Raw genomic sequence first — 21,303 nt, 5'->3', positions numbered from 1 at the left:
CGACGGGGCGGGCCGGCGCCGGGAGCCTTGCACGGGAGGGCCGGGGTTTCAGCCGGCCCGGACCTGGGAAGGCACCCCTGCGAGGGCGGAGGGGCCGCTCTCCCGAGGAGGCTCGATGTTCTTCCACAAGCAGGAGCTGCAGTACAACGCGTCGCCGGCCGCGCCGGACGTGTTTTTCGCCCGCAAGATGCAGGAGATCCTGGGCGGCCAGTACGGCGAGATCACCGTCGCGATGCAGTACGGGTTCCAGGCCTGGAACACCAAGCTCCCCGGCAAGTACCGGGACCTCCTCTACGGCATCGGGGCGGAGGAGTTCGGGCACGTCGAGATGATCGCGATCATGATCGCCCAGCTGCTCGAGAAGGCCCCGGCGGGCACGGTCGAGGCGGCCGTGAAGTCCGACCCGGTCGTCGCGGCCGTGATCGGCGGCGAGGACACCCAGCACGCGATCGTGGCCGGCGCCGGTGCGCGCCCGGTCGACAGCAACGGCAACCCCTGGCAGGGCAGCTACATCACCGCCAGCGGCAACCTGCTGGCCGACTTCACGTCGAACGCGAACGCCGAGATGCAGGGCCGGCTGCAGGTCGCCCGGATCTACCACATGACCGAGGACAAGGGCGTGCGGGACATGCTCTCGTTCCTGCTCGCGCGCGACACGATGCACCAGAACCAGTGGATCGCCGCCGCCCAGGAGCTCCGCGAGGAGGGCTACGAGGACCTGCCGGTGCCGAGCAACTTCCCGCTCTCGGACGAGCACCGCGACGTCTCGTACACCTACATGAACTTCTCCGACGGCAAGGAGGCCGCGGCCGGGCGCTGGGCGAGCGGCCCGACGCCGGACGGCAAGGGCGAGTTCAGCTACTCCGACGGCCCGACCACGACGGCCCCGATGCCGCCCGTCGGCAACCACGGGGACCCGCGGCTCTACGGCACGACGCCCGAGCCGAACCTCCTCGACAAGACGATGGGCAAGATCAAGGACGTCGTCCAGCCCGGCTGAGCCAGCCTCGGCACGCGGGCCCCGTACGCGGGCGCCGTCGGACCGGGAGGGGTCCGGCGGCGCCTGTCCGCGTTCAGCGCCTGTCCGCGTTCGGGGTCCGTCCGTGATCAGGGCCCGTCCGCGTTCAGGGGCGGAGCAGGCCCTCGGCGGCGCGGAGGACGTCGTCGGTCGTGACGGCGAGCAGGGCGGGGTCGGGCTCGGCCGCGAAGACGTCCCCGACCCGGACCCGCTCGTCGGTCAGGACGACGTGCGGGCCGCCGGGCGGGGGACCCCACCGGGACACCGGCGCCGGTCCGAAGAGCACGACCGAGGGGGTTCCGTAGGCGCTCGCCAGGTGCGCCGCGCCCGTGTCGACGCTGACGAGCAGCCCCGCGTCGGCGACCAGGGCGGCGAGCTCGGCCAGCCCCGTGCGCCCGGCGAGGTTCGCGGGGCCCGGCAGACCCGCCTCCGCGGCGATCGCCGTGGCGCGGTCGCGTTCCGCGGCCGACCCGGTCAGCACGACCTCGCGGCCCTGGGTGGCGAGCTCGCGCACGACGGCCGCGAACCGGTCCGCCGGCCAGGAGCGGGACCCGTACGCCGCCCCGACGTGGACGACGACCGCCCCGGGTGCCGGGCTCGGGACGTCCGGGCGACGCAGGCCGACGTCGGTCGGGTCGCCCGGGACCCCGTGGTGCGCCAGCACGTCGGTCCACCGGGTGCGCTCGTCGACGTCGTCGACCCAGACCGGTCCGTCCCAGCCCGGCGCGGCGTGGCCGACCCGTTCGCGGGGCCCGAGCGCGTCGAGCAGCGCGTGGCTCTGCGGTCCGCGGCCGTGCAGGTTGACCGCGACGTCCGGCGTCCCACCCGGCGCGGGCAGGGGCGCGTCGAGGCCGGCGACCGGCAGCAGCGCGTCCACCGCGGCCACGAGCCCCACGGCCGGCCGGAGCCACTCCGGCGCGGCCAGCACGACCCGGTGGTCCGGCCAGCCGCGGCGCACGGCCCGCAGCGCCGGGACCGACACCAGCAGGTCGCCCAGCCCGAGGGCCCGCAGCACCAGGGCGACGGGACGGCCGTCGTCCGTCCGGGTGCCCGCGCCCGTGCTCCCGCTCGCGCTCATCCGGGGTGCCGCGGCGTCTGGAGCAGGTCGAGGACGTCGGCCAGCACGGTCTCCACGCCCACGTCGGCCACCCACGACTCCTCGTGGTCGCAGCGCAGCTCGTCGCCGGACGCCAGCGGGGCGTCGCAGCGGGGGCAGCGCAGGATCCAGCCGGGGTGGACGCGGTGCCGGCGGCGCGCGACCGGGGCCGCGTTGATCATGTTCGGCCCCCAGAAGACGCCGACCGTGGCCGTGCCGACGGCCATGGCGACGTGCCGGGGACCCGAGTCGTTCGCCAGCACGACGTCGCTGTCCTCGAGCAGGTCGACGAGGGCGGGCAGGCCGATCGCGTCCGCCTGCGACGTGACGAGCGGGTCGCGGGCGTGGCCCACGATCGTGGCCGCCGCGTCCCGGTCGCTCGCGTCGCCGACCACGACGACCTCGACCCCGCGCGCGGCGACGGCGGCGGCGACCGCGGCGAAGCGTTCCGCCGGCCAGCGGCGGCGCGGGTCGGTGGCGCCCGGGTGCACGACCAGGCGCGGCCGGACGCCGTCGCGCGGACGCCGGTTGTCCCGGCCACGCAGCTGCGCCTCGAGCTGGACGGCCGGGGCGCCGGCGAGGGCGGCGACCTCCAGCCAGCGCTGCGTCTCGTGCTGGAAGTAGCGGTAGGCCAGGTCCCGCTCCAGGCGCGGCGCGCCGGGCGCGGCCGTGCCGACGGTGTGCCGGGCGCCGAGCCGCAGCAGGAACGGGTTGGAGTTGCCGCCGCCCCCGTGGGCCTGGACCGCGAGGTCGAGGTCGAGGGCCCGGACGCGGGCGACGAACGCCTCCGTCGCCGCCGGGTCGACGGCGGTGCCCTCGCGGACGCCCGGGTGGACCGGCAGCACCTCGACCGCGCTGAAGGGCGCGGGCCGGTCGGCCAGCAGCGCGGCGTGCGACGGCATGCCCAGCAGGACGATCTCGGCCCCCGGGTAGGCGGCGGCGAGCGACTCGACCGCCGGCAGCACGAACATCAGGTCCCCGATGCCGCCGCCCCGCAGCACCGCGATCCGGCGTACGTCGGAGAACCGCGGCCCCAGCTCGCCGACCAGGGTGCCGACCGTGGGGTCGCCCGTGAGGTCGTCGGGGGTGCCGGTGGGGAACGACGGGGGCAGCACGGTCGTCAGGATAGGGAAGGGCGACGCCAGCCGCCCCGGACGGTGTGCCCGGGAGGTCGGTCGGTGACGCAGCTCGTGGGGTGGTTGATCGCCCTGCCGCCGGTGCTCGTGCTGGTCGCCGCCTTCCTGCTGCCGGCCGCCGAGGCGTCGGCCCTGGTCGGGCTGGTGGTCCCGGGGGAGACGGCCGTCTTCGTCGGCGGCGTCGTGGCCCACGGCGGGCGCCTCCCGGTCCTGGCGGTCGTCGTCGCGGCCGCGCTCGGGGCCGTCGTCGGCGACCAGGTCGGCTACCGGACGGGCCGACGCTTCGGCCCGGGCCTGGTCGGGCGGCTCCCCACGCGGCTGCGGGTGCGCGGCGAGCAGGTGACGGACCTCGTCGCTCGGCGCGGCCGGTGGGCCGTCGTCCTCGGTCGCTGGACCGCCCTGCTGCGCGCGCTCGTGCCCGGCGTGGCCGGCGCGAGCGGCATGGCCCCGCGCGACTTCGCCGTGGCCAACGTCCTCGGCGGCGTCACCTGGGCGACGGTGGTCGCGCTGCTCGGCTACGGGGCGGGGGCGGCGTACGCGTCGGTGCTCACCCGCATGGACCACGCCAGCGAGGTCGCCGTCGTGGCGGTGGTGGTGCTCGTCGCCGTCGGGGTGGTGCTGCGGCGCGTGCTGCGCCGACGCGGTACACCCTTGTGACCTGCGTCCTGCTGAGAACGAGGAATCGGTCCCGGGGGCCGATCACCCCTAGGCTTCCGGCCCATGAACTTCTGGCAGGCGATCCTTCTCGGCGTCGTCGAGGGCATCACCGAGTTCCTGCCGGTGTCGAGCACCGGGCACCTCACGATCGTGGAGAAGCTGCTCGGCCTGAGCGTCGACGACCGGGGCGTCACCGCGTTCACCGCGGTCATCCAGGTCGGCGCGATCCTCGGCTCGATCGTGTACTTCCGCGCCGACATCGTCCGGCTCGCCGCCGCCTGGTTCCGGGGGCTGGCGGACAAGGGCGCGCGGGCCGAGCGTGACTACAAGATGGCGTGGCTGGTCATCGCCGGCTCGATCCCGATCGGCATCGTCGGCCTGCTGGCCCGTGACCTCATCACCGGTCCGCTGCGCAGCCTGTGGTTCGTCGTGGGCGGCCTCGTCGTGTGGAGCTTCGTGATGATCCTCGCCGAGCGGGTCGGCCGGCAGGACCGCGGCGAGGAGAGCCTCACGCTGAAGGACAGCCTCGTCGTCGGCGTCGTCCAGTGCCTCGCCCTCGTGCCCGGCGTCTCCCGCTCCGGCGCCACGATCAGCGCCGGGCTGTTCCGGGGGCTGGACCGCGTGTCCGCCACCCGCCTCGCCTTCTTCCTCGCGATCCCCGCCCTCACCGCCGCCGGCGTCTTCGAGGCGGTCGGCAGCGCGGACGACATCGCCTCGTCCGTGGGCTGGGCCCCGACGATCGTGGCCACCGTGGTCAGCCTGGTCGTCGCGCTGGCCGCCATCGCGTGGCTGCTGCGGATCGTGGCGAAGTTCCCGATCACGGTCTTCGTCGCCTACCGCCTGGTCCTCGCCGTCGTCGTCGCGGTCCTGCTGCTGACCGGCGTCGTCGACGCGCGCTGACGCACCCGCCGGGCGCCCGCCCGGACCGCACGCCGGAACCACCCACCCGTACGCGCCCGCCGTCGCTCGGCGCCGCCGCGGGCTCCCCGGAGCAGAGCCGCTCCTTCGGTCACGATGAAGGTTCGTCTCGAGGGAAGGAGCACCCGGTGCGCTCAGCTGGTTGGGAAGACGGGGGCCGCGGGCGGCTCCTCGGGCCGGAGCTGCCGCTGCTGCTGCGCGACCGCGCACCCCGGGTGACGGTGGTCGGCGACCCGATCCTCGACGGCTGGTGGCGGGGCCGCACCGAGCGCATGTCCCGCGAGGCGCCCGCGCCCGTGGTCGAGGTGTTCGAGCGCCGGCACGTGCCGGGCGGCGCGGCCAACACCGCCGTGAACCTCGCCGCGCTCGGCGCGCAGGTGAGCCTGGTCGGCGTCGCCGGCGACGACGAGGCCGGCCACATGCTGCGGAGCCTCCTGGTCGCGGCCGGCGTCGACGTGACCGGCCTGCTGCTCGCGCCCGAGGTGCGGACGACGACCAAGGTCCGCATCGTCGGCGGCGAGCAGATCCTGCTCCGCGTGGACGAGGGCACCGACGTGGTCGCGCCCGAGGAGCTCCGCGACCGCGCCGCGCTGGCCTCCGCCGCCGTGCTCCGGCGCAGCGACGCCGTCGTCGTCTGCGACTACGGGTCCGGGCCGTCGCCCGCGCTCGTCGAGGCGCTGCTGCGCGACCGCCCCCCGCTCCTGGTCGTCGACGCGCACGACCCCGCCCCCTGGGCCGCCGTGACCCCCGACCTCGTGACCCCGAACGCGGGGGAGACGTTCCGGCTGCTGGGCCGGACGGCGCCGACCACCGCCCGGGTCGAGGCCGTACGTGCGGCCGCCGGCGAGATCCTCGACCGCACCGGGGCCCACCAGGTCGTCGTGACCCTCGACGCCGAGGGCGCCGTCCTGATCGACCGGACGGGGATCCTGCACCGCACCACGGCGCGGCCCGTGCTCGACAAGCAGGCCAGCGGCGCGGGCGACACCTTCGTCGCGGCGCTGACGCTCGCGCGGGCGGCCGGGACCGAGCTGTCGGTGGCGCTCGAGCTGGCCCAGGCCGCGGCCGACGTCGTCGTGCACCGGTCCGGGACCTCGGTCTGCACGGCCGACGACCTCGCCGACCACCTGGGACGCACCTCGGAGCGGGTCCTGCCCGGGGCCGAGCTGGCCCTGCGGCTCCAGGCGGAGCGGGCCGCCGGACGCCGGGTCGTGCTGACCAACGGCTGCTTCGACGTGCTGCACCGGGGTCACACGACGTCGCTGGCCCAGGCCGCCCGGCTCGGAGACCTGCTCGTCGTGGCCGTGAACAGCGACGACTCGGTCCGCCGGCTCAAGGGCCCGCAGCGCCCGATCAACACCGCCGCCGACCGGGCCAGCGTGCTGGCCGCGCTCAGCTGCGTGGACTACGTGACGGTCTTCGAGACCGACACCCCCATCCCGCTGCTCGAGCTGATCCAGCCCGACGTCTACGCCAAGGGCGGCGACTACACGCCCGAGATGATGGCGGAGACGCCGGTGGTGCGCGCGTACGGCGGCGAGGTCCGGATCCTCGACTTCGTGCCGGCGCACTCGACGACCGACGTGGTGACGCGCATCCGGAGCCTCGCGCCCGAGGCCTGATCCAGGTCACGTCCCGCGTGCGTCCGAACGCGCCCGGGCGGGATAACTCCCTCCCGGTCGACGAGAGGGAGCACGGGTGAGGGACAGGATCGACGAGGCCGCGCGTACGGTGTTCGGGCGGGAGCGCCTGCGCGCGGGGCAGCGGCCGGCGGTTCAGTCGCTGCTGGACGGGCACGACGTGCTGCTGGTGCAGCCGACGGGCGCAGGGAAGTCGCTGGCCTACCAGCTGGCGGCCGTGCTGCTCGACGGACCGACGCTGGTGGTGTCGCCGCTGCTCGCGCTGCAGCAGGACCAGACCGAGCACCTCGCGGCCTACGGGCGTCGTACGCGGGCCCGCCGGATCTCGTCCGCGGAGACGCCGAAGCAGCGCGAGGAGGCGCTGGAGGCGGCCCGGCGCGGGGAGGTGGAGTTCCTCTTCCTGGCGCCCGAGCAGCTCGCCAACGAGGCGGTCCACGAGGCCGTGGTCGCCCTCCGGCCGAGCCTGGTCGCCGTCGACGAGGCGCACTGCGTGTCGTCGTGGGGCCACGACTTCCGGCCGGACTACCTGCGGCTCGGCGAGCTGTTGGCCGACCTGGACGCCCGAACGATCGCCATGACGGCCACCGCGTCGCTGCCGGTCCGCACCGACATCGTCGAGCGGCTGCACCTGCGCGACGTCTCGATCGTGGTCGGCGGCGCGGCCCGGGACAACATCGACCTCTCCGTGGAGCGTTCGGTGACCGAGCGCGACCAGGAGGAGCGCGTGGTCGCGGCCGTCCGTGAGGCGGAGGGCAGCGGCATCGTCTACGTCTCCACGCGCAAGGCCGCCGAGCACTACGCCGAGCTCCTGACCCAGGCCGGGCGGACGACCACCTGCTACCACGCCGGGCTCCCCAAGAAGGTGCGCGAGCAGGCGCAGTCCGACTTCATGACCTCCGCGGTCGACGTCGTCGTGGCCACCTCGGCCTTCGGCATGGGGATCGACAAGCCCGACGTCCGCTGGGTCGTGCACGCGCACGTCCCCGAGTCGCCGGACGAGTACTACCAGCAGGTCGGCCGGGCGGGCCGCGACGGCGCCGGCTCGTTCGGGGTGCTGCACTTCCGCCCCGAGGACCTGGCGCTGCGGCGCTTCCAGACCGTCCCGGTGCCCAAGCGCGGGGAGGTGACGCGGGTGCTGGCCGCGCTCGCCACCCGGCCCGACGCGGGGGCGGAGGAGCAGGCGGAGACCGCGGGCGTCAGCGTGCGCAAGCTCCAGCGGATCGCCAACCTCGTCGTCGAGGCGGGCGCCGAGGGCGACACGGTCGGGGTCGACGAGATCCGGGGGCGGGCGGAGGGCTACCAGACCCTGCAGCGCTCCCGGACCGACATGGTCCGCGGCTACGCGGAGACGCGCCGCTGCCGCCGGCAGTTCCTGCTGGCCTACCTCGGCGAGTCCGACACGCCGCGCTGCGAGCGCTGCGACAACTGCCGGTCCGGCCTGGCCGCCGGGGAGGACGCCGAGGCCGCCGCCGCGCCGCCGTCGCCCTTCGAGCCGGAGCAGCGCGTCCGGCACGCGGCGTTCGGGGACGGCATGGTGATCAGCATCGACGGCGAGGAGCTCGTCGTGCTCTTCGACGACGGTGGCTACAAGACCCTGTCGCTGCCCACCGTGACCGGGAACGACCTCCTGGCGCCCCTCGCCGGCTGACGGGCCGGCGAGGGGGCGCGGAGGCTCGGGGAGGGGCGAGGAGCCTCAGGCCCGCGTGCGCAGGACGGGACGCCCGATGTGGACGACCTTGCGGGTGGTCATCTCGTCGAGCAGCTCGGGGCCGTAGCCGAAGCCCTGCCCGCTCGCCCCCCGCGGCTCGGCCGCACCGCCCGGGGCGCCGCCGAACACGGCGTTGATCTTGACGGTGCCGACCGGCAGCCGCCGGATCGCCTCGGTGGTGTGCTCCAGCGACCCGGTCAGCACGGAGGCGGCCAGGCCGTAGCGCGACGCCACCGCCCGGTTGAGGCCCTCCTCGAAGCTGGCCACGACCTGGACCGGGGCGACCGGCCCGAAGGTCTCCTCGCGCATCAGGTCGGAGTCGGAGGCGACGTCGACGACGACCGTGGCCGGGTAGTGCGCGCCCGGACCCGCCGGGATCTCGCCGCCGGTGAGCACCCGTGCGCCCTCGGCCTCGGCCGCGGCGACCTGCCGGTGCACCTCGGCGCGCATCCGGGTGTCCGCGAGCGGCGCCATGCCGTCGGCGTTGCGCTGCTCGGCCTCGGCCACCAGCGCCTCGACGAAGGCGTCGGCCACGTCGGCGTGGACGTAGATCCGCTCGACCGAGGTGCAGATCTGGCCGCTGTTCGCGTACGAGCCCAGCGCGGCCTGGCCGGCCGCCCACACCGGGTCGACGTCGGCGTCGACGACGAGCGCGTCGTTCCCGCCGTTCTCCAGCACGAGGTGCGCGCCGGTGTGCAGGGTCTCCTGCGCGATCGCCCGGCCCGTGGCCGTCGAGCCCACGTGGGCGATCACGTGCACGGCCGGTGACCGGACGAGCTCGGCCCCGGTGCGACCGTCCCCGGTCACCGTGGTCAGGACGCCGTCGGGCAGGGGCGCCGACCAGATCTCGCCGAGCAGCTCGCCGACGTGCGGGCAGCGCTCCGACGGCTTGTGGATGACGGTGTTGCCGGTGACGAGCGCTGCGCCGACCAGGCCCGCGGCGACCGCGACCGGGTCGTTCCAGGGGGTGACCGCCACGACCACGCCGCGCGGCTCCGGCCGGGTGAAGTCCACGGCGACGTCCGCGCCGCGCAGGCTGTGCGTCCGGTGCAGGGGGCCGAGCTCGGCGTACTGGCGCAGCGTCCCCACGGCGGCGTCCACGCCGCCACGGGCGTCGCCGGCCGGCTTGCCGGTCTCGCGGGTGTTCAGCTCCGCGACCTCGTCGGCGCGTGCCGCGAGGCCGTCGGCCATCGCGTGCAGCAGCGCCCCGCGGGCCGCCGGCGGTGTCGCAGCCCAGGACGCGGAGGCGCCGACCGCGGCCGTGACCGCCGCGGCGACGTCGGCCTCGTCGGCGCTGTGCACCGTGCCGACCGGGGTGCCGTCGCGGGGGTCGACGATCGTGATCGCGCGCGAGCCGTCGGGGTCGTCGCTGGCGCGGGCAGGGGTGCCGGGCTGGTCGAGCAGGGTCACGGGACTGGGCCTCCGTCGGGTCGTTCGTGTCGTGGTGCGGGTCTCGCCCACCGGGCCGGTCGGCCGTGCACCGGTCCGGAGCACTTCTTACCCGAGGGTGCCCCCGGGAACCGAACCGGGAGATCGGAGGGGGCCGCCGTGTGTCAGATGGTGCGGAACGGGTATGAATAGCGCATGCCGGGGTTCAGCCCCGGTGTGGAGGGCGACGACGAACAGCCCGGGGTGCTGACCCGGTCTCGTGCGCGTCGCCCTTCACTGCGCCCGGACCCGGTCAGACCGCGATCGTCAGCGCCGGGTCGTCGTCGATCGCGAGCTCGGTGTGGTCGACCCAGGCCCGCCAGCAGGTCGTGCGGAAGGGCAGCAGCAGCGGCTCCGGGGCGCGGGCCGAGGAGTCGTACAGCCCGCCCACCTCCGCGAGCACCGCCTCGCGCTCGGCGGCGCCCAGCGCCGCGACGGCCGGCCGGCGCTGCGCCATCGTCACCAGCGCGTCCCGGGTGGTCGGCACCCAGGTGCGGAAGTCGCGCCGCTCGAGGTCCGTGAAGTACGGGCTCTCACCCACCTCCGCGATCGACGTGTCCCCGTAGGCGCCCTGCATCGCCGACGCGTCCACGCGCTGCAGGATCGCCATCAGCCGCTTGACCCACGGGACGGTGTCGTCGCGCGTCTGGTAGATCACGGCCAGGTGCCCGCCCGGCCGCAGCACGCGCGCGATCTCGGTCAGGGCCAGGCCGGGCGCGAAGCGGTGCAGCGTCTGCGAGGCCGTCACCACGTCGAAGTGGCACGACAGGTAGGGCATCGACTCGACCTGGCCGGCCACGTGCAGCCGGGTGCCCAGGCGACCGGGCAGCGTGGCGACCCGCTCCGGGTCCTGGTCGAGGCAGAAGACCTCGTGGCCCGCGTCGACGAGCGTCGCGGCGAAGGCGCCCCGGCCCGAGCCGAGGTCGAGCACGCGGGCGGGCTCGTCGCCGACCAGCCAGTCGACGGCGTCGGGCGGCAGCGCGGCGGCACGCCGGGCACCCGGGCGGCCGCCGGCGACGGGTGCGGCAGGCATGCCGCAAACGGTAGCCGCGCGGCCGGGGCCCGCCGGTTCGGCGCGCGCAGAGGGCCGCGTCGCGGGGTCGGCGAGGGTGGTCCGGCGCCGGGTGACCAGAGCGTGCGTCTCGTACGTTGGCCCCGGTCGAGCCGGGGACGCAACTCCCTGTGTCAATGGGTGGTCGCCGCGTGGGTACCCGGCGCCGGACCTTCGATGCCACGGGTCTGGGACCCGCGATCTCTTGTGGTCGAGTGTGCCCTCTCGTCGGGCTCCTGTGAAGTGGCTCACACGCTTTTTCTTCCTGCTCGTCGGATCGTCCACCTGCACTCTGGTGATCCGACCCCGGAGTCTGCCGGTCGTCCACAGGTCCGTCCCGGACCGCCCGGATCCGTCCACAGGTGGTGCGTGGAGCGGCACGACCGGCCGTCCGGCGCCCATGGTTCGGGCGTGCCCCGACCCACGCCTCCGCCGACCCGCCCGTCGCCGCCCCCGACCGGGGAGGGACCCCCGGTCCTGGTGCTCACCGCCGACCCGGTCCTGGCGCGGCACCTGCTGTCCGTGGTCGCCGCGGTCGGGCTGGCGCCCCACGACCCCGTCGGGGACGACGACCTCCGGCGGTCCTGGCGATCGGCGTCGGCGGTCCTCGTCGGCCGGGACCGGGCCGACCAGGTGAACGGGCTCGTGCTGCCGCCCCGGCCCGAGGTCTACGTCGTCGGCCGCGACGACGACCGGGTCGAGACCTACGCGTGGTCCACGCGCTTGCGCGCGGCGGTCGCGACCCTGCCGAGCGGCGCGCCCGACCTGGCCGCGGCGCTGTCCGGGCTGGCCGACGACGCGGGCCGGGGCGTCGTCGTCGCCCTCACGGGTGGAGCCGGTGGTGTGGGCACCTCCACGCTGGCCGCCGCGCTGGCGCTCACCGGCGCCCGGGCCGGTCTGCGCACGCTGCTGGTCGACACGGACCCGGACGGCGGCGGCATCGACGTGCTGCTCGGCGCCGAGCACCTGCCCGGCTGGCGCTGGAGCCGGTTCGCGACGGCGCGCGGGCACCTCGGCGACGTCACCGCGCAGCTCCCGCACTGCGACGGCGTCGACGTGCTGGCGGTGGACCGGGGCGTCCGGCCCGAGCTCGTGCTCGGGCCCGAGCAGCTGGCGGCCGTCCTGGGCTCGGCGGCCCGCGAGAACGACCTCACCGTGGTCGACCTGCCCCGTCACCTCGACCGGGCGCACGACGAGGTCCTGCGCCGCGCGGGTCGCGTCCTGCTGCTCGTCCGGGCCGACGTCCGCGGGGTGGCCGCGGCCGACCGGGCCGCACGGTCGCTGGCGACGCGGTGCCGGGTGCTCGAGGTCGTGGCCCGCACGGGACCGGGACGCACCCTCGAGCCGGGCCTGGTGGCCGACGCGCTCGACCTGCCGCTGGCCGGGTCGCTGCCCGAGGACGCGACCGTCAGGCCGGCCGCGGAGCGCGGCGAGCCGCCGGGCCGGTCCGCCCGTTCCCCGCTGGCCCGGCTCTGCGGCCGGCTGCTCGACGACCCGGACGGGGTGGCGGCGTGAGCGCCCTCGAGGAGCTGGACCCGATCCGTACGCGGCTCGCCCGGCTCGGCCGCACCCACACGCCCGCCGACGTCGCCGAGGCCCTGCGCGCGGAGGGGCGGGTGGTCAGCGACTCCGCGCTCATCGACACCCTCGACCTCCTGCACACCCACAGCGTCGGCGCCGGCCCGCTCGAGGGCCTGCTGGCCGAGCCGGGCGTCACCGACGTCGTCGTCAACGGGCCCGAGCAGGTCTTCGTCGACCGCGGCCGGGGGCTCGAGCGCACCGCGGTGCGCTTCTCGTCCGAGGCCGAGGTGCGGCGCCTGGCCCAGCGGCTGGCGGCGTCGGTCGGGCGTCGCCTCGACGACGCCGTGCCCTTCGTCGACGCCCGGCTGGCCGACGGCAGCCGGGTCCACGCCGTCCTGGGGACGATCGCGGACCCAGGCACCTGCATCAGCCTCCGGGTGCCGGCGGCCCGGACGTTCTCGCTGGAGGACTGCGTCCGGTCGGGCTCGGTCACCCCCGGCGCGGCGGAGCTGCTCACCCGCGTCGTGCAGACCCGGCTGGCGTTCCTGGTCAGCGGCGGCACCGGCAGCGGCAAGACCACGCTGCTCGCCGCCCTGCTCGCCCTCGTGCCGCCCACGGAGCGCATCGTCGTGGTCGAGGACTCCCGCGAGCTGGCGCCCGCGCACCCGCACGTCGTCCGCCTGGAGGGCCGCCCGGCGAACTCGGAGCTGGCCGGCGCCGTCACGCTGACCGACCTGGTCCGTCAGTCCCTGCGGATGCGGCCCGACCGGCTCGTGGTGGGGGAGGTGCGCGGCCCGGAGATCGCCGACCTGCTCACGGCCATGAACACGGGCCACGAGGGCGGCTGCGGGACCGTCCACGCCAACTCGTCCGCCGACGTGCCCGCCCGCCTCGAGGCCCTCGCCGCCCTGGCCGGGCTGTCCCGGCTCGCCGTGCACGCGCAGATCGCGTCGGCCCTGCACGCCTCGGTCCACATCACGCGCGACCCGCAGGGCCGCCGGCGGGTCAGCGAGGTGTCGGTCTTCGTCCGCGACGCCGCCACGGGGCTGACCAGGACCGAGCAGGCGGTGGCCTTCTCCGGGGGCGGGGTGACCCGGCTCGGACCCGGCGGGCCGCGCCTCGAAGAGATGCTCGGCCGATGAGCGCCGGGCTCGCGGCAGCGCTCGCCGTCCTCCTCGCCGCGGTCACGGCGGCGCTCGCCGTCCCCCGGCCGCCGGCGGCGGTCTCGCGGGTCCGCCTGCGGGCCGGACCCGCGGGCGACCGGGTTCCGGTACGACGCCGCACCGGTGGGTTGCTCGCGCTCGCCGGCGCGGTCGGCACCGTCGGCCTCGGGACGGTGGTCGGCGGCGCGAAGGGTGCCGTCCTCGGGGCGGCGCTGGTCGTCGCCGGGGGCACCGTCCTGCGCATCCTCGTGCTGCACGCGCGCGACCGCGCCGCTCGCCGGGCCCAGTCCGACGTGGCCCGCGCGTGCGGGGTCCTGGCGTCGTACGTCCGGGTCGGCCAGGTGCCGTCCGACGCGCTGGTGCTCGTCGCGGACGACTGCCCGGTGCTCGCCGAGGCGGCCGCCGTCCAGCAGATCGGCGGTGACGTGCCCGACGCGCTGCGCGCCCGGGCCGTCGAGCCGGGCCACGGCGGCCTGCTCGACCTCGCCCGCGCCTGGCAGGTGTCGTCCTCCACCGGTGCGCCGATGGCGCCCGCCCTCGAGGAGGTCGCGTCGGGCCTGGCGTCCGACGAGTCGCTGCGTGCGGTCGTGTCGGCCGAGCTCGCCGCTCCCCGCTCGACGGGCAAGGTCATGGCGGTCCTGCCGCTGGTCGGCGTCGGGCTCGGCTACCTGCTCGGCGGCCGTCCCCTGCAGTGGCTCGTGGCCGGCCCGGTCGGGTGGGCCTGCCTGCTGCTGGGTCTGCTGCTCGCCGCCGCGGGCGTCCTGTGGATCGAGCGGCTGGCCGGCGACGCGGCGGCCGGGGGCTGACGTGGGGCCGGAGCTGGCCTGGCCCTCGTCGTGGGCGTGGGTCACCGCGCTGCTCGCGGGTGCCTGCGTCCTCGCGCTGCTGCCCCCGCCCCGCGACCTGGGCGCCCTCGTGGCCCGGGACCGTCCGCCGCGGTCGCGCGCCGGGTCCTGGGTGCGGGGTCGGTCCGACGCCGTCCCGCTGGCCCGACGGGTCGTGCCGGGGACGGCGCTCGGGCTGGTCGCCGCCCTGCTCGCGGGGCGCGCCGGCCTGGCGAGCGGCTGGGCCTGGTCGCTCGGACCTGTCGTGGCGCTGGCGGTCGTCGTGCTGCTCGGGCGGGTGGAACCGGCCGCCACCCGCCGACGGCGTCAGGTCCTGGTGCTGCAGACGCCGCAGGCCCTCGAGCTCATGGCCTCCTGCCTCGCGGCCGGTCTGCCGGTCCGCGGGGCGTGCCGCGTCGTGGTCGACGCCTTCGACGGGCCGGTGGCCGAGGACCTCGGCCGCGTGCGGGCGGCCACCGACCTCGGGGTGGCCGACGCCGACGCCTGGCTCCAGCTCGCCGACCACGCGCAGCTCGGGCCGGCCGCGGCCGACCTCGCGCGTTCCGTCGAGTCGGGCACGCTGCTCGTGACCACGCTGCGGCACCACGCGGTCCAGGCCCGCGGTCGTCGCGAGGCCGCGCTGCAGGTGGTGGCGCGCAGCGTGGGCGTCCGCAGCGTGCTGCCCCTCATGACCTGCTTCATCCCGGCGTTCCTGCTGCTGGGCGTCGTGCCGACCGTCGCGTCGGCGCTGGCCCGGGCGTTGTCGTGGTGACCCGGGGCGGCGTCCGCCCGTCCACAGCCCGAGCCGCACGGGGCCGCCGCCGTGCACAACCCCGCCGCCGACCGGCTCGTCCGGCCCGGCGTCATGACACTCCCGGTGCGTCCGAGCGGACGCAGCACCCCGGAGGGGTGGGAGACCTGAGGAGGTCCCAGATGGTGCAGGTGCAGGACACGGTGGTCGGGAAGGGACCGGCGGTCCCGGCTGCCGGGACGGCCGGGTGCGGCGAGGGGCGGGGGCCCGGTCGGCAGGACGGGCGGGCCGGGGTGGACGGCGGCGCGGGTGGCCGTTCGGAAGACGGCTCCGCGGTGGACGGCTCCGTCGTCGCGTGGGCGGCGTCGGTGCCGACCCGCGGCGGGCGGTCCCAGCGGGGCATGGTCAGCGCCGAGTGGGCGGTCGGCATCGTCGCGGCGGTGGCCATCGCCGGGGTGCTGCTGGCCGTGGTGACGTCCGGCGCCGTCAAGGCCGCGCTCCTCGGGATCGTGCTCAAGGTGCTGAGCACGTTCCTGAAGTTCGCCCACTGAGGGCGGGGCGTCGCACGGTGCCCGGAGGCGTGAGGTCGGGGTCCACGGTGCGGCGCCGGGGGGAGCGGGGGATGGTGACGGCCGAGCTGGCCGTCGCCACCCTCGCGGCCCTCGCGCTGCTCGGGATGATGCTGTGGGCGATCTTCCTGGTCGTCGTGGAGCTGCGGTGCGTCGACACGGCGGCGGCCGTCGCGCGGCAGGCGGCGCGGGGCGACACGAAGGGCGTCCGGATGGCCCGCGCGGCCGCGCCTGCCGGGGCCAGCGTCACGACGACGACACGGGCCGGGGTGGTGACCGTGACCGTCCGGGTGCGGGCGCGACCCCTGGTCGAGGGGCTGCCCGCGGTGCCGCTCGGGGCGCAGGCCCGGGTTGCCAAGGAGCCCGGGGGCGACTGGTGACCGGGACGACGGGAGGGGACCGCCAGGAGCAGACGGGAGAGGGGCGCGGCGAGCGGGGCGGCGGGACGGGAGAGGGACGCGGGGAGCGGGGCAGCGGGACGCTGCTGGTCGTCGGCCTGATGGCGGTGGTCGGGGTGGTGGCCACGATGGCGATGGTCGCGGCGGTCTACCTCGTGGTCGGGCACCGTGCCCACGGTGCGGCCGACCTGGCCGCGCTGAGCGGGGCGGCGGCGTACGCGGAGGGCCGCCCGCCCTGCCCGGCCGCCGCGCGGGTGGCCCGGGCCAACGACGCGCGCGTCACCCGCTGCGACCGGGTCGGGGACGAGGTCGACTACGTGGTGAGCGTGACCGTCGAGGTCCCCGCGGGGCTCCGGGTCCCGGGCCTGCCGAAGGTGCTGACGGGACGCGCGCACGCCGGGCCGGTGGCGTGAGCGCCGGCTGTGACGAATGGGTCGGGCGGTACGTGGTGCGGGTCGCGGAGGGCGTCGCGCGCGGCGGGCCTGGCGAGCGACCGAACCAGTACGTCATGTGGTTAGACTGCGCCGGTCTGAACACGAGGACGTGTGCGACTGGCTGGCCTGGAGTCGCCGCCGTGACCTTTGCTCACGCGTCCCCCGCAGCTTTTCCCAGGAGGACCCCCGATGCCCGTCACGACGTTGTCCGCCGGCAACCTCACCCTCGTCGCGATCGTGGGTGTGGTCGCGCTCGTGGCCCTGTTCATGGCCTACGTCTTCCGACGTGAGGTCCTCCTGGCCGGTGACGGCACCCCGGCGATGCAGGACATCGCCCGCGCGGTGCAGGAGGGCGCGAGCGCCTTCCTCAGCCGCCAGTTCCGCACGCTGGGCGTCTTCGCGGTGGTCGCCTTCCTCCTGCTCTTGGCGCTGCCGGCCCACACCGACGAGGAGGGCGCCCACTGGGGGCTGCGGATCGCGCGCTCGATCGCCTTCCTCGCGGGCGCGGTCTTCTCGGGCCTGATCGGCTACCTCGGCATGTGGCTCGCCACCCGGGCCAACCTGCGCGTGGCCGCCGCGGCCCGCGTCGGCACCGAGGGGCGCACGCCGGCGATCAGGATCGCCTTCCGCACCGGCGCGCACGTCGGCATGGCGACGGTCGGCCTGGGCCTCTTCGGCGCCGCGCTCGTCGTCTTCGTCTTCAAGGGCGACGCCCCGACGATCCTCGAGGGCTTCGGCTTCGGCGCCGCCATGCTCGCCATGTTCATGCGGGTCGGCGGCGGCATCTTCACCAAGGCGGCCGACGTCGGCGCCGACCTGGTGGGCAAGGTCGAGCAGAACATCCCCGAGGACGACCCCCGCAACGCGGCGACGATCGCCGACAACGTGGGCGACAACGTCGGTGACTGCGCCGGCATGGCGGCCGACCTCTTCGAGTCCTACGCCGTGACGCTGGTCGCCTCCCTGATCCTGGGCAAGGCGGCGTTCGGCGAGGCCGGCCTCGTCTTCCCGCTGATCGTCCCGGCGATCGGCGTGGTCACCGCACTGATCGGCATCTTCCTGACGCGCCCCCGGGCCGGGGAGAACGCGCTGCGGACGATCAACCGCTCCTTCTACCTCTCGGCCGTCATCTCGGCCGTCCTGTGCGCGATCGCGACCTTCGCCTACCTGCCGGGCAGCTTCGCCGAGCTCGGCGCGGGCACGACCGCCCCGATCGACGACCCGCGGGTCGTCGCCATCGGCGCGGTGGTCATCGGCATCGTCCTGGCCGCCGCCATCCTCAAGCTCACCGGCTACTACACGGGCACCGAGGACAAGCCGGTCAAGACCGTCGGCGAGACCTCGCTCACCGGCGCGGCGACCGTCGTCCTGTCCGGCATCTCCCTCGGCCTGGAGTCCGCGGTCTACACCGCGCTGGTCATCGCAGCCGCCGTCTACGGCGCCTTCCTGCTGGGCGGGTCCGGGATCGTCGGCCTGTTCGCCATCGCGCTCGCCGGCTGCGGCCTGCTGACCACCGTCGGCGTCATCGTCGCGATGGACACCTTCGGCCCGGTCTCGGACAACGCCCAGGGCATCGCGGAGATGTCCGGCGACGTGCACGGCGACGGCGTCCAGGTCCTCACCGAGCTCGACGCGGTCGGCAACACCACCAAGGCGATCACCAAGGGCATCGCGATCGCGACGGCCGTCCTCGCCGCCACCGCGCTCTTCGGCTCGTACACCGACTCGATCCGCAGCGTGCTCGTCGAGCGCTACCAGACCTTCGTCGACGAGTCGGTGGTCTTCTCGCCGCAGACCCTGGTCGGGCTGATCATCGGCGCGTCCGTCGTCTTCCTCTTCTCCGGCCTCGCCATCAACGCGGTGAGCCGCGCGGCCGGCGCCGTGGTCTACGAGGTCCGCCGTCAGTTCCGCGAGATCCCCGGGATCATGGACGGGACGGGCAAGCCGGAGTACGGCAAGGTCGTCGACATCGTCACCCGCGACTCGCAGCGCGAGCTGGCGACGCCGGGCCTGCTGGCCATCTGCGCCCCGATCGCGGTCGGCTTCGGCCTCGGTGCCCCGGCGCTCGCCGGCTACCTCGCCGGCGCGATCGCCTGCGGCACGCTGATGGCCGTGTTCCTGGCCAACTCCGGTGGCGCCTGGGACAACGCGAAGAAGCTGGTCGAGGACGGTCACCACGGTGGCAAGGGCTCGGCCGCCCACGAGGCGACGATCATCGGCGACACGGTCGGCGACCCGTTCAAGGACACCGCCGGCCCGGCCATCAACCCGCTGATCAAGGTCATGAACCTGGTCGCCCTGCTGATCGCTCCGGCCGTCGTGGCCATGTCGCCGCTCAGCAGCGACCCGAACGGCCTCCGCTTCGTCATCGCCCTCGCGGCCGTCGCGGTCATCGTCGTGATGCTCGTGATCAGCGCGCGCCGCGGCTCGGTCCTGCACGACGACGGCGGGTCCTCCTCGGGCACCCCGTCCGTCGGCAGCGGCACGCAGCACGGCACGCACGCCGCTCAGGCCCAGACCGAGGTCGGCACCCCGGTCGAGCGCAACATCGGCTGACGCCGTGGCGAGACCCACCCCCGAGGCCGGGGCGCTCGACTGGTTCATCCGCCCGTCGGCGACCTCGGCCGGCACGCTGAACCTCTCGTTCAACGCCCTCGACCGCCACGTCGTCCGCGGCCGTGCCGACGAACCCGCCCTGCTGAACCCGAGCGCCCCGGCCGGAGAACGCTCCTTCTTCTCCTTCGCCGGGCTGCTCGAGCAGGTCGGTCAGCTCGGCGGGGCGCTGCGCGAGCTCGGCGTGACGCCCGGGAGCACCGTGGTGCTCGCCCTGCCGGTCGGGCCCGAGCTCGTCTTAGGCCTGCTCGCCTGCGCCCGGGTCGGCGCGGTGGCCGTGCCCCTCGTCGACGACGCCCCCGGGGCCGTACGGCGACTCGGCCACGACGCGGCGGTCGACCGTCCCACGGTCGTCCTCGTGGACGGCTCGTGGCGGACCGCCGTCGGCGACGTCCTCGCGCAGGCCGGCCGGGCCCCCGACTACGAGGTGGTGCTGCGGCCGGAGCCCGGCACCGTGGACGCCACGGCCGGCTCGTTCGACCTGGCCGTCCTGATGCGGCCGGGCTCGTTCCAGCCGGCCGCCTGCGCCGAGCTCGCCCCGCAGAGCCCGTTCCTCGTCCGGCTCGGCGGGGGCGACGACGCGGCGGGCACGACCGTGCACGACCAGGGCTGGGCCGCCGAGCTCGCGGCGACGGCCGCGACCGCCGGCTGGCTCCCCGGCACGTACGTCCACCCGGCCGACGACCCCACCGACGCGGCCCCGTACGCCGCCCTGCTCGGACCGCTGCTGCTCGGCGCCGCGGTCGAGCTGCGCTGATGTCGGCCGTCGACGGCGCACCCGACCGCCTGCTGACCCCGGACGTCTGCGCCGCGCTCACCGCGGTGTTCGCCGGGCACCGCTACGAGGTCGACGCCGTCGTGGCGGCGATCGGCGAGCCGGCGCACGCGGCGCTCGGACGGAACGCCACCGTCCCCGCCCGGCTCGCCCTCGCCGGGCGCGACGACCCGCTCGCCACGCTCACCCGGCTGTGGCTGCTGCAGGACCGCGTCCCGCGCCGCGACCTCGACCGGGCCCTGCCGGGTCTCGTCCCGGACCTGATCACCGCCGGGATCCTCGAGGCGGACGACGACACGGCCGTCGCGCTCGTCGACCTCCGCCCGTACGCGTCCGACGACGGCGCCTCGGGCTGGATCGCCTCCGACCTGACCCCCGGGCTGGACACGCGGGTCACCCCGATGCGCGCCGACTTCGTGCTGGGCGTCTCCTCGGCCTCGTCGACGCTGGCCCAGCTGACGGTCCGCCGTCCCGTGAACCGTGCGATCGACCTCGGCACCGGCTGCGGCGTCCAGAGCCTGCACCTCGCGCGGCACGCCCGCGAGGTCGTCGCCACCGACCTGAACCCCCGCGCGCTGGTCCTCGCCCGGCTCACCGCCGACCTCAACGGGGTGGCCGTCGACCTGCGCGAGGGCGACCTCTACGAGCCCGTCGCGGGGGAGCGCTTCGACCTGGTCGTGACGAACCCGCCGTACGTCCTCTCGCCGCCGACCGGTGAACGGCTGACCTACCGCGAGGGCACCCGCCGCTCCGACGGTCTGGTCGAGGCCGTGGTGCGCCAGGGCGCGGACCACCTGGCCGAGGGCGGCGTGCTGCAGGTCCTCGCGAACTGGGCCCACGTGCGTGGCGAGGGCTGGGTCGACCGGGTCGGCGGCTGGCTCGACCCGACCTTCGACGTCCACGTGGTCGAGCGCGAGGTGCTCGACCCGTACGCCTACGTCGAGCTCTGGCTCGCCGACGCCGGCCTGACCGGGGCGCCGGACTACCGCGAGCGCTACGCCGCCTGGTGCGCCTACTTCGACGACCTCGGCATCGAGGGCGTCGGGATGGGCTGGCTCACCGCCCGTCGCCCCGCGGCGTCCGGACCGGCGCACCGGACGTTCGAGAGCTGGCCGTACGCGGTCGAGCAGCCGGTCGCGCCGGCCTTCGCGCACGAGCTCGACGTCGTCGACGCCTGGCGGGGCCGAAGCGCCGACGAGGTGCTCGACACCGCCTGGCGCCTCGCGCCCGACGTGGTCGAGGAGACGACCGGGGCCCCGGGCGCCGACGACCCGTCGACGATCGTGCTCCGCCAGCAGCGCGGGCTGCGCCGCGCGGTGGCCCTCGACACGGCGGCCGCCGGGGTGCTCGGCGCGTGCGACGGCGAGCTGTCGCTGCGGACCCTCGTGGACACGGTGGCCGGGCTGCTGGACGCCGACGGACCCGCCCTCGCGGTCGAGCTGGTGGGGCGTGTCCGCGACCTCGCGGTCGACGGCGTCGTGCTCGCTCCCTGAGCCCGGCCTGAACGACCCCTGAATCCGACCGTGCTCCAGGAATGGTCGAGCGCGCTGCATCGTTGCGCGCTGGAGGGGTAGACCGGGCCGTAGAGTGTGCCCGGCTCGCG

The 21,303-nt window shown here is 75.9% G+C and carries 19 protein-coding genes; 15 read left to right on the top strand and 4 right to left on the bottom strand.

Annotated elements, in window-relative coordinates; translation table 11 throughout:
* Positions 1-115 precede the first annotated feature (115 nt).
* Positions 116-1,000 carry a manganese catalase gene (locus ABD665_RS17475; RefSeq protein ID WP_204910202.1) on the top strand — a complete coding sequence of 295 codons (885 nt, stop codon included), beginning with the start codon at positions 116-118 and terminating at the stop codon, positions 998-1,000.
* Positions 1,001-1,124: 124 nt separating this feature from the next.
* Here ABD665_RS17475 and ABD665_RS17470 read toward each other — a convergent pair whose 3' ends face one another.
* Positions 1,125-2,096 carry a glycosyltransferase family 9 protein gene (locus ABD665_RS17470; protein WP_204910201.1) on the bottom strand — a complete coding sequence of 324 codons (972 nt, stop codon included), beginning with the start codon at positions 2,094-2,096 and terminating at the stop codon, positions 1,125-1,127.
* On the bottom strand, positions 2,093-3,229 hold the full coding sequence (locus ABD665_RS17465; RefSeq protein WP_204910200.1) for a glycosyltransferase family 9 protein: 1,137 nt from the start codon (positions 3,227-3,229) through the stop codon (positions 2,093-2,095). Before ABD665_RS17465 ends, ABD665_RS17470 begins: the two co-directional genes overlap by 4 nt.
* A 63-nt stretch (positions 3,230-3,292) precedes the next feature.
* On the opposite strand from ABD665_RS17465, the gene ABD665_RS17460 reads away from it, so the two are divergent.
* The 4 genes from ABD665_RS17460 (at position 3,293) to ABD665_RS17445 (ending at position 8,113) form a co-directional block, all read left to right on the top strand.
* Positions 3,293-3,907, top strand: coding sequence for a VTT domain-containing protein (locus ABD665_RS17460; protein WP_204910199.1), 615 nt, complete (start codon positions 3,293-3,295; stop codon positions 3,905-3,907).
* 63 nt (positions 3,908-3,970) lie between these two features.
* Entirely contained in the window at positions 3,971-4,807 is an 837-nt protein-coding gene (locus ABD665_RS17455; RefSeq protein WP_204910198.1) for an undecaprenyl-diphosphate phosphatase, read from the top strand.
* Between the two features lie 146 nt (positions 4,808-4,953).
* Positions 4,954-6,447: a D-glycero-beta-D-manno-heptose 1-phosphate adenylyltransferase gene (rfaE2, locus tag ABD665_RS17450; RefSeq protein WP_204910196.1), complete on the top strand. Its 1,494-nt coding sequence runs from the start codon at positions 4,954-4,956 to the stop codon at positions 6,445-6,447.
* Between the two features lie 76 nt (positions 6,448-6,523).
* On the top strand, positions 6,524-8,113 hold the full coding sequence (locus ABD665_RS17445) for a RecQ family ATP-dependent DNA helicase (RefSeq protein ID WP_204910195.1): 1,590 nt from the start codon (positions 6,524-6,526) through the stop codon (positions 8,111-8,113).
* Positions 8,114-8,158: 45 nt separating this feature from the next.
* Here the strand turns inward: ABD665_RS17445 and ABD665_RS17440 are convergent, their stop codons facing one another.
* Together ABD665_RS17440 and ABD665_RS17435 are read right to left on the bottom strand one after the other, a co-directional pair.
* Positions 8,159-9,583, bottom strand: coding sequence for an aldehyde dehydrogenase family protein (locus tag ABD665_RS17440; protein WP_344742564.1), 1,425 nt, complete (start codon positions 9,581-9,583; stop codon positions 8,159-8,161).
* A gap of 271 nt (positions 9,584-9,854) precedes the next feature.
* Complete coding sequence (locus ABD665_RS17435; protein WP_204910194.1) at positions 9,855-10,634, bottom strand: methyltransferase domain-containing protein; 780 nt, start codon at positions 10,632-10,634, stop codon at positions 9,855-9,857.
* 429 nt (positions 10,635-11,063) lie between these two features.
* Here ABD665_RS17435 and ssd point away from each other — a divergent pair, with 429 nt between their 5' ends.
* From ssd to ABD665_RS17385, 10 genes are all read left to right on the top strand, one after another.
* Positions 11,064-12,167, top strand: a complete 1,104-nt coding sequence (gene ssd / locus ABD665_RS17430) for a septum site-determining protein Ssd (RefSeq protein WP_204910193.1) — start codon at positions 11,064-11,066, stop codon at positions 12,165-12,167.
* Entirely contained in the window at positions 12,164-13,315 is a 1,152-nt protein-coding gene (locus ABD665_RS17425; RefSeq protein ID WP_204910192.1) for a TadA family conjugal transfer-associated ATPase, read from the top strand. Before ssd ends, ABD665_RS17425 begins: the two co-directional genes overlap by 4 nt.
* On the top strand, positions 13,312-14,142 hold the full coding sequence (locus tag ABD665_RS17420; RefSeq protein WP_204910190.1) for a pilus assembly protein TadB: 831 nt from the start codon (positions 13,312-13,314) through the stop codon (positions 14,140-14,142). The genes ABD665_RS17425 and ABD665_RS17420 overlap by 4 nt, the downstream gene beginning before the upstream one ends.
* Position 14,143: 1 nt before the next feature.
* The gene (locus ABD665_RS17415) at positions 14,144-14,932 is read left to right on the top strand and encodes a type II secretion system F family protein (protein WP_204910189.1); all 789 of its coding nucleotides are present in this window, start codon (positions 14,144-14,146) and stop codon (positions 14,930-14,932) included.
* Positions 14,933-15,093: 161 nt separating this feature from the next.
* On the top strand, positions 15,094-15,462 hold the full coding sequence (locus ABD665_RS17410) for a DUF4244 domain-containing protein (protein WP_344742563.1): 369 nt from the start codon (positions 15,094-15,096) through the stop codon (positions 15,460-15,462).
* Between the two features lie 71 nt (positions 15,463-15,533).
* The gene (locus tag ABD665_RS17405) at positions 15,534-15,860 is read left to right on the top strand and encodes a TadE family type IV pilus minor pilin (RefSeq protein WP_204910187.1); all 327 of its coding nucleotides are present in this window, start codon (positions 15,534-15,536) and stop codon (positions 15,858-15,860) included.
* A complete protein-coding gene (locus ABD665_RS17400; protein ID WP_204910186.1) occupies positions 15,857-16,291 on the top strand; it encodes an Rv3654c family TadE-like protein in 435 nt (144 codons plus the stop codon). The genes ABD665_RS17405 and ABD665_RS17400 overlap by 4 nt, the downstream gene beginning before the upstream one ends.
* A 210-nt stretch (positions 16,292-16,501) precedes the next feature.
* Entirely contained in the window at positions 16,502-18,868 is a 2,367-nt protein-coding gene (locus tag ABD665_RS17395; protein WP_204910185.1) for a sodium-translocating pyrophosphatase, read from the top strand.
* A gap of 4 nt (positions 18,869-18,872) precedes the next feature.
* The gene (locus ABD665_RS17390; RefSeq protein WP_204910184.1) at positions 18,873-19,682 is read left to right on the top strand and encodes an AMP-binding protein; all 810 of its coding nucleotides are present in this window, start codon (positions 18,873-18,875) and stop codon (positions 19,680-19,682) included.
* Positions 19,682-21,193 carry a DUF7059 domain-containing protein gene (locus ABD665_RS17385; RefSeq protein WP_204910183.1) on the top strand — a complete coding sequence of 504 codons (1,512 nt, stop codon included), beginning with the start codon at positions 19,682-19,684 and terminating at the stop codon, positions 21,191-21,193. Before ABD665_RS17390 ends, ABD665_RS17385 begins: the two co-directional genes overlap by 1 nt.
* Positions 21,194-21,303: the final 110 nt, after the last annotated feature.

It is taken from the genome of Microlunatus spumicola (assembly GCF_039536445.1).
GTDB lineage: Bacteria > Actinomycetota > Actinomycetes > Propionibacteriales > Propionibacteriaceae > Microlunatus > Microlunatus spumicola.
Note: the sequence above shows the minus strand (reverse complement) of the source record. Positions and strands in the feature narration are given on the sequence as shown.